Origin of the sequence: Pseudomonas sp. V88_4, from assembly GCF_029967985.1 — a bacterium.
Classification (GTDB): domain Bacteria; phylum Pseudomonadota; class Gammaproteobacteria; order Pseudomonadales; family Pseudomonadaceae; genus Aquipseudomonas; species Aquipseudomonas glycinae.
This window is the reverse complement of sequence record NZ_JASCAF010000047.1, coordinates 264,343-279,996: the sequence shown is the minus strand read 5'-3', so window position 1 is coordinate 279,996 and position 15,654 is coordinate 264,343. Positions and strand designations below refer to the sequence as shown.

The following is a 15,654-nucleotide window of genomic DNA, read 5'->3' as shown; positions in this document are numbered from 1 at the left end:
TGAATCAAGGGTTCAGGCGCTCATGAAATTTTTCGCGGGGTGAATTGAGGGTAGCGAGAGGTTGTTACGAAAGCGTGGTTTTGCGCCACGCTGGGGCGTTCGGTAACAAGTTGGTGCGCATTTCGGGAACGTCGGGACGAAAAAAAAACCGCTGCTTTCAAAGCAGCGGTTTTTGATCGTTTCCCACGAAGAGCATGTGAAGGAATCAGCGCGGGGACAGTTCGATCACGCAGCAGCCGGCATTGACGGCGATCTCGGTCAGCCCGGTGTTACCGTCCAGTTGCAGACAGTCATGGCGGCCGAGTTGCGATGCACTGTCACCGACCGTGACCTTCAGCAGTTCGCTGACGCTGAAGACCAGTACGGTGCTCGCCGAACTGAAAAACCGCTGTTCGCCGTCCAGCCATTGCAGGCGCGCACGGTAACGCTGGGGCGAGTAGATCAGGTTGAAGTCGCGGATCGCGCCGCCGAGCAAGGTGCAGGACACCTGGCTTTCGCCGCTGAAGGCAAACGGGTCGAGGGGTAACAACGGCCGGGTGTCGTCGCCGTCGACACACAGGGTCATGCCGTCGCCCTGCAACACCGTGATCACCCGCTGATAACCGGCGAAGGTCGAGAAACCGCCGGATTCGGCGATGTCGGCAATCGACAGACGCCAGCCAAAACCGTCGAGGCCGGCGCCGGCGTCACGGGTGATTTCCTCGGTGCTGCCGCCGCCGTTCTTCCACGGCATGCGCGGGTAGCCTTCGGCGCGTAATACCTTCAACTCTTTCATTTATGGAACCGACCTTCCAGACGATGACGAGAACCGGGGTGAATCAGGCGCGCCGCCGTCACCGGCTGACGCCCCGACCACGTACGACGGCGGATCAGCAGGCAAGGCTCGCCTTTTTCGATCTGCAGCAATTTGCATTCGGACGCTTCGGCGAGGATCGCTTCGACCACGTGCTCGCCTTCGGTCAGCGGCGCCACCTGGTTCAGATAGGCGTAAGGCGTTTGCAGGGTGAAGTCCTGCTTGAGGTATTCCGGGGCGACCAGCGCATTGACGAAACGGTCTTCGATTTGCACCGGAACATCGTTTTCGTAATGCACGATCAGCGAGTGAAAGACCTTCTGCCCTTCGCGCATGTCCAGCGCCAGCGCGCGCTCGGAGCCGGCGGCCTCTTCTTCCAGGGTGATCACCTGGCAGGTGTGGCGATGACCACGGGAGGCGATTTCATCGGCGATGTTGTGCACTTCGAACAGCGCGGACTGGCTCTTCGGTTCGGCGACAAACGTGCCGACGCCTTGCATGCGCACCAGCAGACCGTCGGCGGTCATTTCCCGCAACGCGCGGTTGATGGTCATGCGGCTGAAGCCCAACTGGCTGACCAGCTCGCTTTCCGACGGCACGCGGTAATGCGGCGGCCAGTTACCGCTGTCGATCTGCTGGGTGATCATCTGCTTGACGCGGGCGTACAAGGGCGCCGGACTGTCGCCCATGTTCGCGGCCAACGGGGAGACTGGAGGCGGAGTCGGCACGGTGGATCCCTGTTCATTGGATGAAAGTTGCTAGCTTGCCGGAGTTTACCGGGCAGGCAAACGTCTGTATATGTATATACAAATAACACACGATGGGGTGCTGAACCATGTCCGCCTTCTTTGCCGAACGCGCGCTGCTGCCTAACGGATGGGCCAACCATGTACGTCTCGAGGTCAGCGCCGATGGCGTGTTGACCCGAATCCAGGCCGATTCCACCGCAGATGGCGCCGAACGGCTGAGCGGTCCGCTGCTGCCGGGGATGCCGAATCTGCACTCCCACGCGTTCCAGCGAGCGATGGCGGGACTGGCGGAAGTGGCCGGCAATCCCAACGACAGTTTCTGGACCTGGCGCGACCTGATGTATCGGCTCGTCGGAAAAATCAGCCCCGACCAGCTCGGCGTGATTGCCCGTCAGCTGTACATCGAAATGCTCAAGGCCGGTTACACCTCGGTCGCCGAATTCCATTACGTCCACCACGATAACAACGGGCAGCCATACGCCGATCCGGCGGAACTGGCATTGCGCATCAGCCAGGCGGCCAGTTCCGCCGGCATCGGTCTGACCTTGCTTCCTGTGCTCTACAGCCACAGCGGTTTCGGTGGCCAGACGCCGAACGAAGGCCAGCGCCGTTTCATCAACAGCACCGAAAACTACCTGAAGCTGCAATCACGTCTGCAACCGCTGCTGGCACAGCAAAAAGTGCAGTCGCTGGGCCTGTGCTTCCACTCGTTGCGCGCAGTCACGCCACAGCAGATCAGCGAAGTACTGGCGGCCAGCGACCAGCAATGCCCGGTGCACATCCACATTGCCGAGCAGCAGAAGGAAGTCGACGACTGCCTGAGCTGGAGCGGTCGCCGTCCGCTGCAATGGCTGTACGAAAACACCGAAGTCGATCAGCGCTGGTGCCTGGTCCACGCGACCCACGCCAATCCGGAAGAAGTCACGCTGATGGCCAAGAGCCGAGCCATCGCCGGCCTGTGCCTGACCACCGAGGCCAACCTCGGCGACGGGATTTTCCCGGCGGTGGATTTCCTCGCTCAGGGCGGGCGCATGGGGATCGGCTCCGACAGCCATGTGTCATTGAGCGTGGTGGAAGAATTGCGCTGGCTGGAATACGGCCAGCGTCTGCGCGATCAGCGGCGCAACCGCTTGTATGGCGCGGATCAGCCGATGGTTGGCCGTACGCTGTATGACGCGGCGCTGGACGGTGGTGCTCAGGCGCTGGGCCAGCCGATCGGTGCGCTGGAAGTCGGCAAGCGTGCCGACTGGATCGTACTCGATGGCAACGATCCGTATCTGGCCACGGCCAACGGTGACGGGATTCTCAATCGCTGGCTGTTTGCCGGTGGCGACCGTCAGGTGCGCGACGTCCTGGTCAACGGTCAGTGGGTCGTGCGCGAGGGGCGACATGCCGGGGAGGAGGACAGCAATCGCGCCTTCACCCAGGTCCTGCGAGAGCTTTTGGGCTGACACAAAAAAACCTGTGGAGGGCAACCTCCACAGGTTTTTTGTTGTGCGTCAGTTGGACGTCTTGGCCATCTGCTGATCCGACGTACGCCAGATCAGGCGTGTGGTGTCGTAACCCTGCTGACGCGCCTTGCTCAGCAGTTCCTCACGCACCACACCGTTGACGGTCGGCGTGCGCGACAACAGCCACAGGTAGCGACGACTCGGGTCACCGACGAGGGCGGTCTTGTAGTCATCGCTGACATACAGCACCCAGTATTGACCCTTCGCCACACCCGGAATCAGGCGCGAGAACCAGGTATCGAACTCGACCCAGAGCTTGTCGGTCTTGCCCGGCACTTGTGGATAAGCCGTGCCTTTGACCTCTTCCCACTTCCAGTCTTCCGTCAGGCAGCGGTTGTACACCGCAACATTACCGTCGGGCTTGAGGGAATAACGGGCTTCGGATTGCGCGCAATTGCGCTGGAAATACATCGGTAGACGCGCCAGTTCGTACCAGGTGCCCTGATAACGCTTGAGATTGACACTGTTGACCGTCTTCGGCGCCAGCGGATCTTCACCGGACGTGGCGCAGCCGGCCAATACCAGGCCGGCAAAAAGGATAAGCAATAACCGCTTCATTGTTTTTCTCCCGTGGGCACGTGGCCCCGGTTTACTTCAGGCCTTGGCCGGAAAACATCAGCACTTTGTCACCGGCGTACTGCACGCTGATAAAGCTGTTCTTGTCGCCCCAGGTGCAACTGGACATGCCGAGCGCGCCCGAGCAATCGGTAGGCTTGCCGAGCAGCGTCTCGACTTCGGCCTTGGCCATGCCGGCCGAGAGCTTCGAATAGTTTTCCTGATTGACCTTGCTGCATGCGGCCAACAGCACGCAAAACGACAGAAGGGCGATAGATCGCAGCGACATGGTGTAACTCCTGGAACGGAAAGGGGATGGCATGGCGCCAACCAGAAGCTTAGAAGAGAAAACCCCTGTCTGGTTCCCTGGGAACCTGGCTATTTGTTAACCCGCTCGTCCGGCTTTTGCCGATAAATCAGACAGTTTGTAAGGCTATCGAGCATTTCGTCGCTTTTAGCAAAAGGCGCCTAATCTTTGGCGCGCGGCGGTCGAAATAAGAGCAGCGCAAAGCCCCAGAGTGTGGCAAATTGCCGCCCTTTCTTGACCAGCCCCTTCGCGGTAGCTCACTTAATGACCAGAAACATGAAATTCAGCCACAAGATCTTGTTGGCTGCCGCCCTCGTGGTGGCCATTGCGTTCGCCTGTTTCATTTTGTTCAACGACTATCGCCAGCGCGAAGCCCTGCAAAGCAGCACCGAAGCGTCGATGCAGGAACTGGGCAGCCTGACCACCAGCAACATCCAGACCTGGCTGGAAAGCCGCATCCAGTTGCTGCAATCGATGGCGCAGCAGGTTGTCGCCGACGGCAACGCCCCGGCCAGCCTGAAACGCATCATCGACCTGCCCGCCTACACCGGCAATTTTCAGCTCAGCTACTTCGGCGGCGCCGACGGTGTGATGTTCTCGGTCCCGGCCGGCAACCGCGCGCCGGATTACGACCCGCGCGCCCGTGGCTGGTACAAGGCCGCCAACGCTGCGCAACAGACCATCGTCACCGAACCGTACATCGCCGCCTCGTCGGGCAAACTGGTCATCACGGTCGCCACCCCGGTGCAGCGCCAGGGCCAGATGATCGGTGTGGCCGGCGCCGACATTGATCTGTCCAGCGTCAGCGCGATCATCAACTCGCTGAACTTCGGCGGCCACGGCCATGCGTTCATCGTCAGCGCCGACGGCAAGATCCTGATCCACCCGGACAGCAAGCTGGTGCTCAAGACCCTGGCCGAGGCCTACCCCAACGGCGCTCCGAAAGTCACCCCAGGCCTGAAAGAAGTCGAGTCCGACGGCAAGACCCAGTTGATTTCCTTCACCCGCGTCAACGGCGTGCCGTCAGCCGATTGGTACGTGGCGCTGGTGCTGGACAAGGACACTGCGTTCTCGATGCTCAGCGAATTCCGCACCTCGGCGCTGATCGCCATGGTCATTGCCGTGGTGATCATCATTGCCCTGCTCGGCATGCTGATCCGCGTGTTGATGCAGCCGCTGCTGACCATGGGCCGCGCCATGCACGACATCGCCGAAGGCGAAGGTGACCTGACCAAACGCCTGACCATCCACGGCCACGATGAATTCGGCGCGCTGGGGCTGTCGTTCAACCGTTTCGTCGAGCGCATCCACACCTCGATCCGCGAAGTGTCGTCGGCCACCGGGCAAGTCAACGAAGTCGCCCTGCGCGTGGTCGCGGCGTCGAACTCGTCGATGTTCAACTCCGACCAGCAGGCCTCGCGCACCAACAGCGTGGCCGCCGCGATCAACCAGCTCGGCGCCGCCGCCCAGGAAATCGCCCAGAACGCCGCCCTCGCCTCGCAGCACTCAAGCGATGCGCGCAGCCTGGCCGAAGACGGCCAGCAGGTGGTGGATAAAACCATCCACGCGATGCAACAGCTGTCGGCGAAGATCAGCGATTCCTGCGGCAACATCGAAACCCTGAACAGCAACACCGTGAACATCGGGCAGATTCTGGAAGTGATCACCAGCATCTCCCAGCAGACCAACCTGCTGGCGCTCAATGCGGCCATCGAAGCGGCCCGTGCCGGTGAGGCTGGTCGTGGTTTCGCCGTGGTGGCCGACGAAGTCCGCAACCTGGCGCACCGCACCCAGGATTCGGCGCAGCAAGTGCAGAAGATGATTGAAGAGCTGCAAGTCGGCGCGCGTCAGGCGGTCGGCATCATGACCGAGAGCCAGCGTGAGAGCGAAAGCAGCGTCGGCATCGCCAACCAGGCCGGCGAACGCCTGGGTAGCGTGACCCAGCGCATCGGCGAGATCGACGGCATGAACCAGTCGGTAGCGACCGCGACGGAAGAACAGACAGCGGTGGTCGAGTCGATCAACGTCGATATCAACGAGATCAACACGCTGAACCAGGAAGGTGTGGAGAACCTGCAGGCGACGTTGCGGGCTTGTGCGGATCTGGAGCAGCAGGCTGCGCGGTTGAAGCAGTTGGTGGGTAGCTTCAGAATCTGAAGATCAAGAGCAACCCCCTCATCGGAACGCCGCCCGCCCATCCCTCTCCCCCAAGGGGGCGAGGGGAAAGGGAGCCGATCTCTGTCGCTTTCCAGACCTGAGTTCAACTCGGTATTTCAAGTCAGCGTAACTCGAACATCCAACTCGGTCAGTCCCCTCTCCCTCCGGGAGAGGGTTAGGGTGAGGGCTGGTTTTTGAGATTGCCGAAAATCGCCCTAAAACCGCGAACCCGGCTCTTTCAAAAACTCCAGCTCCTCAACCGTAGACTCCCGCCCCAACACCGCATTGCGATGCGGAAACCGTCCAAACCGCGCAATCACCTTCTGATGCCGCTCGGCATAATCCAGATTGTCGGCAAACACCCCGCGCTCCGCCTCTGGCTGCTCAGCCACCAGCTCGATGAATCGCGAGACGGCTTCATTCTGCACCGCGAGGTTTTCGCAGTGTTCGAAGACGAGGTAGATGAAGAGGCGCTGGATCGGTTTCAACTGCCGATCGAAGTCTGCGGCAATCCCCTGAGCGACCAGCTTCTGGGCCCGTAGATCACCGGAAAAAGCCTTGGGCGTATCGCGAAAGATCATTCGCGGGAGTTGGTCGAGCAACAGCACCACCGCCAGCCAGCCTTCGGGACGTTGCGTCCACTCGGTCAATTCGCCAGCGAGGGCCTGATCGACAAAGACCCCGAAACGCTCACGCGCTTCGAGGTCCTGGCTGTCTTTCTTGCCGAACCACAACTTGCCCTGTTGCGCCGAAACTTCACTGGCAGATTCGGCATGACCGAACCACCAATCGAGCAACGGCTGCCAGGGCGCGTTCATGGTTTATTCCTTGTGGTAGGCCGTAGCGCGGGCGACTTCTTCTTTCGAGCCGAGGAACACCGCTACGCGCTGGTGCAGGCCTTCAGGCTTGATGTCGAGGATGCGCTGGTGACCGTCGGTGGAAGCGCCGCCCGCCTGTTCCACCAGGAACGACATCGGGTTGGCTTCGTACATCAGGCGCAGTTTGCCCGGCTTGGACGGCTCGCGGCTGTCGCGCGGGTACATGAACAGACCGCCACGGGTCAGGATGCGGTGCACGTCGGCAACCATCGCCGCGACCCAGCGCATGTTGTAGTTCTTTTTCAGCGGGCCTTCTTCACCGGCCAGCAGTTCCGAAACGTAGCGCTGTACCGGAGCTTCCCAGTGACGCTGGTTGGACATGTTGATGGCGAATTCCTGGGTGGATTCAGGAATGGTGATGTCTTCGTGGGTCAGGACGAAGCTGCCCATTTCGCGGTCCAGGGTGAAACCTTTGACGCCGTGGCCCAAGGTCAGCACCAGCATGGTTTGCGGGCCGTAGATGGCGTAACCGGCGGCAACTTGCTGAGTACCTGGCTGCAGGAAGGCCTTCTCATCCAGCGCTTCGTTCTGGCTCAGGTATTCGTTCGGGCAACGCAGCACGGAGAAGATGGTGCCGACCGGGGCGTTGATGTCGATGTTCGACGAACCGTCCAGCGGGTCGAATACCAGCAGGTAGGCGCCTTTCGGGTATTTGCCCGGGATCTGGTAGGCGTTGTCCATTTCTTCGGACGCCATGCCGGCCAGGTGACCGCCCCATTCGTTGGCTTCGAGCAGGATTTCGTTCGACAGCACGTCGAGCTTCTTCTGCACTTCGCCTTGCACGTTTTCTGTGCCCATGCTGCCCAGAACGCCGCCCAGGGCGCCTTTGGACACGGCGTGGCTGATCTCCTTGCAGGCACGCGCCACCACTTCGATCAGGAAGCGCAGATCGGCAGGAGTGTTGTTGCTGCGGGTCTGCTCAATCAAATAGCGACTCAGGGTAACGCGGGACATGGACGGCTCCGGTGGAATGGGGGGCTAAAAACCCGCGCAGTTTACAGGGAGTCTGAAACCGTAGCGAGCAATGACGCCCGGTAACGTGCGTCGGGTGCAATTCCTGCTATCAGACGTGATCGAACCCAGAGAGTTCAGGCACCGGATTCAGCGTAGTTGCAAACCCGACGGGTGTAGAGGCCACACCCGTCATATTCAGGACTTGGCCGGCGGCTTGCGCAGCAGACTGAAGGCCATCGCCGCCAGAAACAGCACACTGAGCAGCAACACTGCCCACAGGCCGAACTTCTTCCAGTTGGTGTCCGCCGTTGCCGAGGTGGTGGCCGTCGAGGTCTGAGTCGCCAGCGCTTCGCCTTGCACCGTGGCCTTGCCCAGCGTGGCCAGTTTCTCCGGTTTGAAATCGGGGATCAGCGTGGTCAGCGGCAGGTTCGCCGTCTTCACCGTCGGATTGCCCAGCGCCAGGCTGTAAGGCCCGTCGCCGCGCGCGAGGAAAATGACCTGGGTGGCGCGCACCGCGTATTTCACGCTCGGTGCCTGCTCGCCGAGACCGCCGCCGCGTTCGTCGACCGTGAGTTTCAACTGCTGCACGGTCTGCCCGTAGAGCTGCAATTCGTTCTGCACCACGTCCTGGCCATTCTGGGTCAGGCGATAAAGCAAGCCGCTGCTCAGCGGTTGCCAAGGCAGACTGCTGGCGCGACGCCCCGAGAGGGTCACCGGCGCCAGGCTGTTGGCCTGCTTCAGTTCGACCTGCACCCGCTCGATGTTCAGCCCCATCGGCAACTGCCAGGTGTATTCCCCGGCCTTGCCGCTGCTGCCGGCCAGCGCTGACGACCAGACCAGTGGCAACGGCAGGTTGCGCGGGTCGCTGCTTTTCAGTTGCGCCGACGTCAGGACCGGCGCCGAGGCCGGCGAATCCCACAGCAGACGCAGATAACGCGCCGAATGCCCCGGCAGCGCGACTTCATGTTGCTCGACCCGTTCGTCGGCAAAGGTCAGGCGCGCGACCTGACCTTCACCCCAGGGTTGCCAGTGCTGCAAATCATCGCTGGCCTCGATGCTGAAACGCTGGAAGCCGTCGCGCTCGCTGGTCCAGTCGAGGATCAGTTGCTGCAACGGCGCCTTGATCGCACTGGCGTCGAGCAGCCAGCCGCGCAGCACTTCTTCACCGGCTTCAAGCTGACTGGACGGCTGCACTTCCACCAGCGTGCCCGTAGTGGTGGATTGCACGCGAACGCTTGGCGCGCGTTCGATGGCATCCGCCGAGTTGTACAGCGGGAACCACTTCACCTCATGCAACTGGCCATCGTCGCGGGTCTGCGCCGACTCCCGGGCCAGCGCATAGGCCTGCGGCTCTCCGGCGGCGTTGAACACACGCAGGTCGCTGAGATCAGTCTGCCGCGCCTGCAACTGCACGCTCAGCGGCAGTTCAAGGCGATACCACGGGCCTGCGCCGCTGACCGACAACGGCACCTGCGCGGCGAAGTCCGCCGGTTTTTCCTGGGCGCCGGCCGTCATGGCCACGCCCAGCAACAACCACCCGAGATTAAGCTTGCGACTCAAGACGACACTCCTTCGGTTTCCGGGGCCGGTTGGTCCGCCGCCGGTGCAGCTTCGACGCGTTTGGGCGGCAGCGGCGCGAAGTAGCCCACCACCAGCAGCAACACGCCGACGCCGATGAACGAGACAATCCGGGCCAGTCCGCCACGGTTGCTCAATTCGACAAAAATCAGTTTGGCCACCACCAGCGCAATCAGCGCCGCGCCGATCAGCCACACTTCGCGGCGATGGCGCAGGTGCCCGCCGATCATCAGCCCCAGCGCCATCAGCGTCCAGACGATCGACAACCCCGCCTGCACCAGCATCGATTCGAGCAGCAGATCCAGCTCGAACGGAATCCCCGCCCAATGGTGCGCAGCACGGGTGACCAGCGCAGTGCAGAACGCAAACAGCGAAACACCGGCAATCAGCTGCGTCGCGTAAGCCGCGTAATCCTGGCGGATCGACAGCTCGGCGACGGCGCTGCGCGACCAGACGTAGACACCGAACAGCGCAAACAGCAGTCCCAACTCCAACGGATTGAGCAGCGGCACATAAGGCAACGGCTCGGCATTGCCATCGCTGATGCCATTGGCCAGCCAGAACCAGACCAGCATCAATACCGCCAGCGGCGCGGCCGCGTACAGGCGATATTCGCGAGGGAACGCCGCCACCGGCCACGGCCACTGACGCGGTGCCGCCATCAGCAACAGATACACGCTCGGCAGAATCGCCCAGCCCAGCCAGCGCCAGGCGTTGTACTGCTCGGACAACAGCAGCAGGCCGTAGCGCAGCTCCAGCGCCAGCACGCCGATCAGCAGCCAGCAACCGAGCACATGCGCCGTGCTCAAGGCCCGCGCCGGCAGCATCGGTGCCAGACGTCGCAGGCTGATGAAATGCACAACGACCACCGCCGCCCACGCCAGCCAGCCGAAATCCGCCGCCGGGTGATAACGCGAGTGCCACGCGCCTAGCAACACCAGTCCAGCTGCCGGAATCAGCAAGGTGCAGAGCAGCCCGAGCGACGGCCATTTCAGGCGCAAGGCCAACAGCGCCCACAATGCGACGCTCAGCGCGGCGACCAGCAGCAACAGCGTCGCCTGCAGGTTCAGCGGCGCAAACCGCAGCACTTCGCTGACCCACGCCAACGCCCACCAACCGGCGCCCCACACCAGCAACACGTCGGACAGTCGCTGCAAACTCAGCACATCGAACGCGGAAGCGTGATTGCCCAGTTGCAGGCGCCACGCCCCGATCATCGCCGCCAGACCCAGCACCAGCGGCGTCCAGAATCCGCCATGGGCCAGTGGCCGCAGACCTTCGCTGGCCAGCGGCCCGAGCAACTCGGGGCCGGCGAGCAAAAACGCTGCGCCGCCGATCAGTTGCAACAGCAGGCCGAAGACAAAACTCACACGCTGCTTGAGGTACAGACTGAGCCAGATGATCAGCAAGCCACTGGTCGCCCAAACGGCGCTCGCGGTTTGCCACGGCAGCACGAACAACACCGCCAGATTGATCAGCACCAGACCCGCCAGCAGCACCACTGACAAACCGCGCAGCAGACGAACATCGCTGCGCACCATCTCGTCACGCGCTGCCAGCAGCATGCCGGCGATCAACGCCAGACCGATCAACGAGGCGCTGAGCAAACCGCTCCAGCCGGCGCTGAACACGGCCGCCGAATCCTCGCCCGCCCCTTGCAGGCGCAACAAGAACAACACCCCGCCAAGCAACTGCACGGCAAACGCGGTGAACAGGAACGTGTGCGATTGCAGGCGCAAGCCAACGAACAACGTCACCAGCCCGGCCAATGCCCAACTGATCGCCGTGCCCTGAGTGAAGAAGAACAGCGGCGCCAGCAGATACAGGAAGGTCAGCCCCAGGCACGCCAACACCGGCAAGCCCTGACGCACCCACAGCGAGGTTTGCTCCGGTAACGCCTTGCGCAATTGATAGAAGCTGAACAGCAACGCCACGCCGAGCATCAATGCGCCCAGCGGCGCAGCGTCGAGCAGGCTGCTTTCGCCAACGCGCAACTGGCTGATAAACGCCAGCGCCGAACCCAGTTGCAGCAGCAATGCGAAGGCCCGGGCCAACGGCCGTTGCTGACGCAAACCGAGCCAGAAAATCCCCGCGCCCTCCACCGCCCAAGCGGCGGAGGTCCAGCGCGCATCCAGCCCCAGCGGAATCGCCAGGCTGGCGAAAATCACCCCGAGCGCCAGGCAAGTCTCGCCCAGTAACATCGCCCGGCCGCCCATCAGCAGTTTTGCAAGGGCCATGTAGATCATGCCCAGCGCCAGCGCACTGAACGCGGCAGCGAATTCCAGATGCTGGACCAGCGCGAATTGCAGGCCGAAACCCACCAGCGGAGGGCCGAACAGCATCGTCCCGTCGACGTAGTCGCCCTTGCGCGCTGACCAGTGCAGCAACGCCTCGCGATCGCTCTCTGCCGGTGCGTCCGGCATGTCCAGCAACTTGCGTCGGGCGAACAGCAGGCCGATGGCGAGGTACATCAGGAAGAACAGCATCAGGAACGGCTCGGTGCTCCACAGCAGTTCCGGCGTGTACGAACGCAGGCCCCAGGCGAAACCGATGCCGAAGGTCCCAACGAAGCCGATCAGGTTGAGCAGACGCCAGGCCTTGAACCAGGCGATGGCCAGAATGCCGGCGTTGAGCAGCGCGAAATAACTGAACAGCGCGACATGGTTGCCGGCGCCGGTGGAGGTCAGAATCGGCGCGGCGAAACCGCCCAGTGCGGCGACACAGGCCAGGGCCAGGGAGTCCTGAGTGATCGCCAGAATGGCCGAAAACACCGTCACTGCCACCAGCAAGCCCAGCGCGGCAGACGGATCGAGCAGCGGATGCAAACGCATCGCCGCAAACACCGTCAGGTACAACACCGCGATCCCGGTGCCTTGCAGCATCAAGGCGTAGCTGTTGTTGCGATGACGCAACCACCAGCCCAGCGCCAGCAAGCCCAACGCTGCCGCTGCAACCCCGGCGTAACGCAATTCGATCGGCACCACCATGCCTTCGGTGGCGTAGCGCAGCAGGAACGCCAGACCGAAAAACAACAACACCACGCCGACCCGCAGCACAGTGTTGCCACCGAACAGCCAGTTGCGCGCAGCGCTGATACCGCGCTCGATGAGGTTCGGGCCACGGGGTTCGGCGGGGCGTCGGGGTTCAGGTTCAGGCGTAACGGCGTCCAGACGCCAGACATCGACCGGCAGCGGCTGGCTGGATGCGCTGGCGGCGACAGCAACAGGTTCGAGTTCGGGAGGCAGTTCCCAGACCAGCTCGGGTTCTGCGGCAGCGGGTTGTTCAAATACCGTGACGGGTTCAACGATCGTTTCGCTGACCGGCGCGACGCTCGGCGACGCTGGCGAATGCGTCGGAGCGCCCTCCAGAAGAAACAGACGCTGTTCGACGCCCTGCAACGCAATCTTCGCGTGATCCAGCTGACGCTGTTGCTCGGCAGCCTGTGAACCGAGCCGCGCGATACGCATCGCCTGGCCGATGGCAAGCCCGAGCAAGGCGCCCAACAGCGCATCGCTGAACGACTCGTCGAGCAGCCAACCGAGCAGCAGCCCGATCAACATGAACATCCATTGCATGGTCGATATCCCTGAGCAGCCCCGGAACGGGGCGGAACCAAGGCTCAGTATATCGGCCCGGCCCAACAAGCGTGGGGCCGGGCGCACATTTGTCGCTAAAAGTTACTCCAGTGCCTTCCAGATATCCGTGGCGTACTCGCGGATCGTCCGGTCGGAGGAGAACCAGCCCATGCGCGAAGTATTCAACACCGCCGAACGCCACCAGTTATTGGCGTCGTGCCAGAGCGCATCGACGCGCATTTGCGCCTCCCAGTAGGAGTCGAAATCGGCACAGACCAGGAAGCGGTCGTAGTCCACCAGCGAATCGATCAACCCGGTGTAGCGCGACGTGTCGTCCGGCGAGAACACCCCGCTGCGGATCGCCTGCAACACATCGTTCAAACGATGGGACGCCGCGATGTCCGGCACCGCGCTGAACTCGTGGTTCTGCTTGCGCGCTTCGACCTGCTGGGCACTGAGGCCGAAGATGAACATGTGCTCGGCGCCGATGCTTTCGCACATTTCCACGTTGGCACCGTCGAGGGTGCCGATGGTCAGCGCACCGTTCAGGCCGAACTTCATGTTGCTGGTGCCCGAGGCCTCGAAACCGGCGGTGGAGATCTGCTCCGACAGGTCCGCCGCCGGAATGATGCTTTCCGCCAGGCTGACGTTGTAGTTGGGCAGGAACACCACTTTGAGCAGGCCACGCACGGTCGGGTCGTTGTTCACCACCCGGGCGATGTCGTTGGTCAACTTGATGATCAGCTTGGCCTGGTGATAACTCGCCGCGGCTTTGCCGGCGAAGATTTTCACCCGTGGCACCCAGTCGATTTCCGGCTCGGCGCGGATCGCCTGATACAGCGCGACCGTGTGCATCAGGTTGAGCAACTGTCGCTTGTATTCGTGGATTCGTTTGACCTGCACGTCGAACATGGCCGCCGGGTTGACCGCGATCCCCAGCCGTTCGTGGATCAGATAGGCGAGGGCTTTTTTGCTGTGCAGCCGCTGCTCGGCGAAGGCTTTACGGAAGGCGGGTTTCTCGGCGAACGGTTCAAGATCGAGCAGCCGCTCTTCGGGGTTATCCAGAACGTCCGGGCCAAGGGCATCGACCAGCATCGACGTCAGTTCCGGGTTGGCCTGGTACAGCCAGCGGCGGAAGGTGATGCCGTTGGTCTTGTTGTTGATCCGCTCCGGATACAGCTTGTGCAGTTCAGCGAACACGGTTTTGCGCATCAGCTGCGTGTGCAGCCCGGACACGCCGTTGACGCTGTGCGAGCCGAGGAACGCGAGGTTGCCCATGCGCACCCGTCGGCCGTTGTCTTCCTCGATCAGCGACACCGCGCGCAGCACGTCGAAATCGTGGATGCCCTTGGCCCGCAGCGAATCGATGTGCTGGGCGTTGATCAAGTAAATGATCTGCATGTGCCGCGGCAGCATGCGTTCCATCAGCCCCACCGGCCAGGTTTCCAGCGCTTCGGGCAGCAGCGTGTGGTTGGTGTACGACAGCGTATCGACGGTGACTTGCCACGCCGCATCCCAGGCCACGTCATAGACATCGACCAATTGGCGCATCAGTTCGGCAACGGCAATCGAGGGGTGCGTGTCGTTGAGCTGGATCGCCGCGTGATCGCCGAGGGTCAGCACCGAGGTGTGCATGTTGCGATGACGGCGCAGCAAATCCTGCAGCGAGGCAGCGACGAAGAAATACTCCTGACGCAGGCGCAGTTCCTGGCCCGCTTCGGTGCTGTCCGCCGGGTAGAGCACGCGGGAGATACTTTCGGCCCGGGCCACTTCGGCGACGGCGCCCAGGTGGTCACCGGCGTTGAAGCGCTCCAGGTGCAAATCTTCCATCGCTCGGGCCCGCCACAGGCGCAAGGTGTTGACGCTCGCCCCGCGCCAGCCGACAACCGGGGTGTCGTAGGCAATCGCCCGGACGGTTTCCGCCGGGTGCCAGACCTGCCGGGACTTGCCATTGGCGTCGGTGACGGTCTCGACGCTGCCGCCAAAGCCGATCGGATAGACCACCTCCGGCCGCTCGAACTCCCAAGGGTTGCCGAAATCCAGCCAGTGCTCGGTCTGCTCCTGTTGCCAACCGTCGACGATGGCCTGACGGAACAACCCGTGTTCATAACGAATACCGTAGCCGTGGCCGGCGATGCCGAGGGTCGACATGCTTTCCATGAAGCACGCCGCCAACCGTCCGAGGCCACCGTTGCCCAGCGCCGCATCCGGCTCCAGGATGCGGATGCGCTCCAGATCGACGCCCAGTTCGGTCAAGGCTTCACGGGCGACGTCCAGCAGACCAAGGTTGCTCAGACTGTCGTAGAGCAAGCGGCCGATGAGAAATTCCAGCGAGAGGTAATACACCCGCTTCTGGCCTTTGCGGTAGATCTGCCGGGTGTGGTCCATCCAGTGCTCGACCATGTGATCGCGCGCCGCCAGGGCGATGGCTTCGAACCAGTCATGGTCGAAGGCGTGATCCGGGTCTTTGCCCACCGCGTAGGTGAGTTTGGTCAGGACGGCGTCGCGGAATGCGGCCACCTCTGCTTCGCGAACTAGTGGTTCTTGAGTCATCGATAGGACCTCGAGCGAGCGGGGAGTTGTCAGAGCCTAGACGG

11 protein-coding genes are annotated in these 15,654 nt (G+C 62.4%); 2 read left to right on the top strand and 9 right to left on the bottom strand.

Annotated features, from left to right (window positions below; all coding sequences use genetic code 11):
* Window positions 1-205: 205 nt before the first annotated feature.
* Window positions 206-775: a HutD family protein gene (locus QLG12_RS26840; RefSeq protein ID WP_197869335.1), complete on the bottom strand. Its 570-nt coding sequence runs from the start codon at window positions 773-775 to the stop codon at window positions 206-208.
* Complete coding sequence (gene hutC / locus QLG12_RS26835) at window positions 772-1,482, bottom strand: histidine utilization repressor (protein ID WP_170928949.1); 711 nt, start codon at window positions 1,480-1,482, stop codon at window positions 772-774. The genes QLG12_RS26840 and hutC overlap by 4 nt, the downstream gene beginning before the upstream one ends.
* 146 nt (window positions 1,483-1,628) lie before the next feature.
* On the opposite strand from hutC, the gene QLG12_RS26830 reads away from it, so the two are divergent.
* A complete protein-coding gene (locus QLG12_RS26830; RefSeq protein ID WP_282475523.1) occupies window positions 1,629-2,993 on the top strand; it encodes a formimidoylglutamate deiminase in 1,365 nt (454 codons plus the stop codon).
* A 48-nt stretch (window positions 2,994-3,041) separates the two neighbouring features.
* On the opposite strand, the gene QLG12_RS26825 is transcribed toward QLG12_RS26830, so the two are convergent.
* Both QLG12_RS26825 and QLG12_RS26820 read right to left on the bottom strand, forming a co-directional pair.
* On the bottom strand, window positions 3,042-3,611 hold the full coding sequence (locus QLG12_RS26825) for a lipocalin family protein (protein WP_197869337.1): 570 nt from the start codon (window positions 3,609-3,611) through the stop codon (window positions 3,042-3,044).
* A gap of 31 nt (window positions 3,612-3,642) precedes the next feature.
* Complete coding sequence (locus QLG12_RS26820) at window positions 3,643-3,897, bottom strand: hypothetical protein (RefSeq protein WP_007952486.1); 255 nt, start codon at window positions 3,895-3,897, stop codon at window positions 3,643-3,645.
* Between the two features lie 282 nt (window positions 3,898-4,179).
* On the opposite strand from QLG12_RS26820, the gene QLG12_RS26815 reads away from it, so the two are divergent.
* Window positions 4,180-6,072, top strand: a complete 1,893-nt coding sequence (locus QLG12_RS26815) for a methyl-accepting chemotaxis protein (RefSeq protein ID WP_282475522.1) — start codon at window positions 4,180-4,182, stop codon at window positions 6,070-6,072.
* 215 nt (window positions 6,073-6,287) lie between these two features.
* Here QLG12_RS26815 and QLG12_RS26810 read toward each other — a convergent pair whose 3' ends face one another.
* The 5 genes from QLG12_RS26810 to QLG12_RS26790 form a co-directional block, all read right to left on the bottom strand.
* Window positions 6,288-6,890, bottom strand: coding sequence for a DUF924 family protein (locus QLG12_RS26810; RefSeq protein WP_282475521.1), 603 nt, complete (start codon window positions 6,888-6,890; stop codon window positions 6,288-6,290).
* Window positions 6,891-6,893: 3 nt separating this feature from the next.
* Window positions 6,894-7,904: a class 1 fructose-bisphosphatase gene (locus QLG12_RS26805; protein ID WP_007952492.1), complete on the bottom strand. Its 1,011-nt coding sequence runs from the start codon at window positions 7,902-7,904 to the stop codon at window positions 6,894-6,896.
* A gap of 195 nt (window positions 7,905-8,099) precedes the next feature.
* Window positions 8,100-9,464 carry a DUF3999 domain-containing protein gene (locus QLG12_RS26800; RefSeq protein ID WP_282475520.1) on the bottom strand — a complete coding sequence of 455 codons (1,365 nt, stop codon included), beginning with the start codon at window positions 9,462-9,464 and terminating at the stop codon, window positions 8,100-8,102.
* Window positions 9,461-13,057, bottom strand: coding sequence for a DUF2339 domain-containing protein (locus QLG12_RS26795; protein WP_282475519.1), 3,597 nt, complete (start codon window positions 13,055-13,057; stop codon window positions 9,461-9,463). Before QLG12_RS26795 ends, QLG12_RS26800 begins: the two co-directional genes overlap by 4 nt.
* A gap of 102 nt (window positions 13,058-13,159) precedes the next feature.
* Entirely contained in the window at window positions 13,160-15,610 is a 2,451-nt protein-coding gene (locus tag QLG12_RS26790) for a glycogen/starch/alpha-glucan phosphorylase (RefSeq protein WP_282475518.1), read from the bottom strand.
* Window positions 15,611-15,654: the final 44 nt, after the last annotated feature.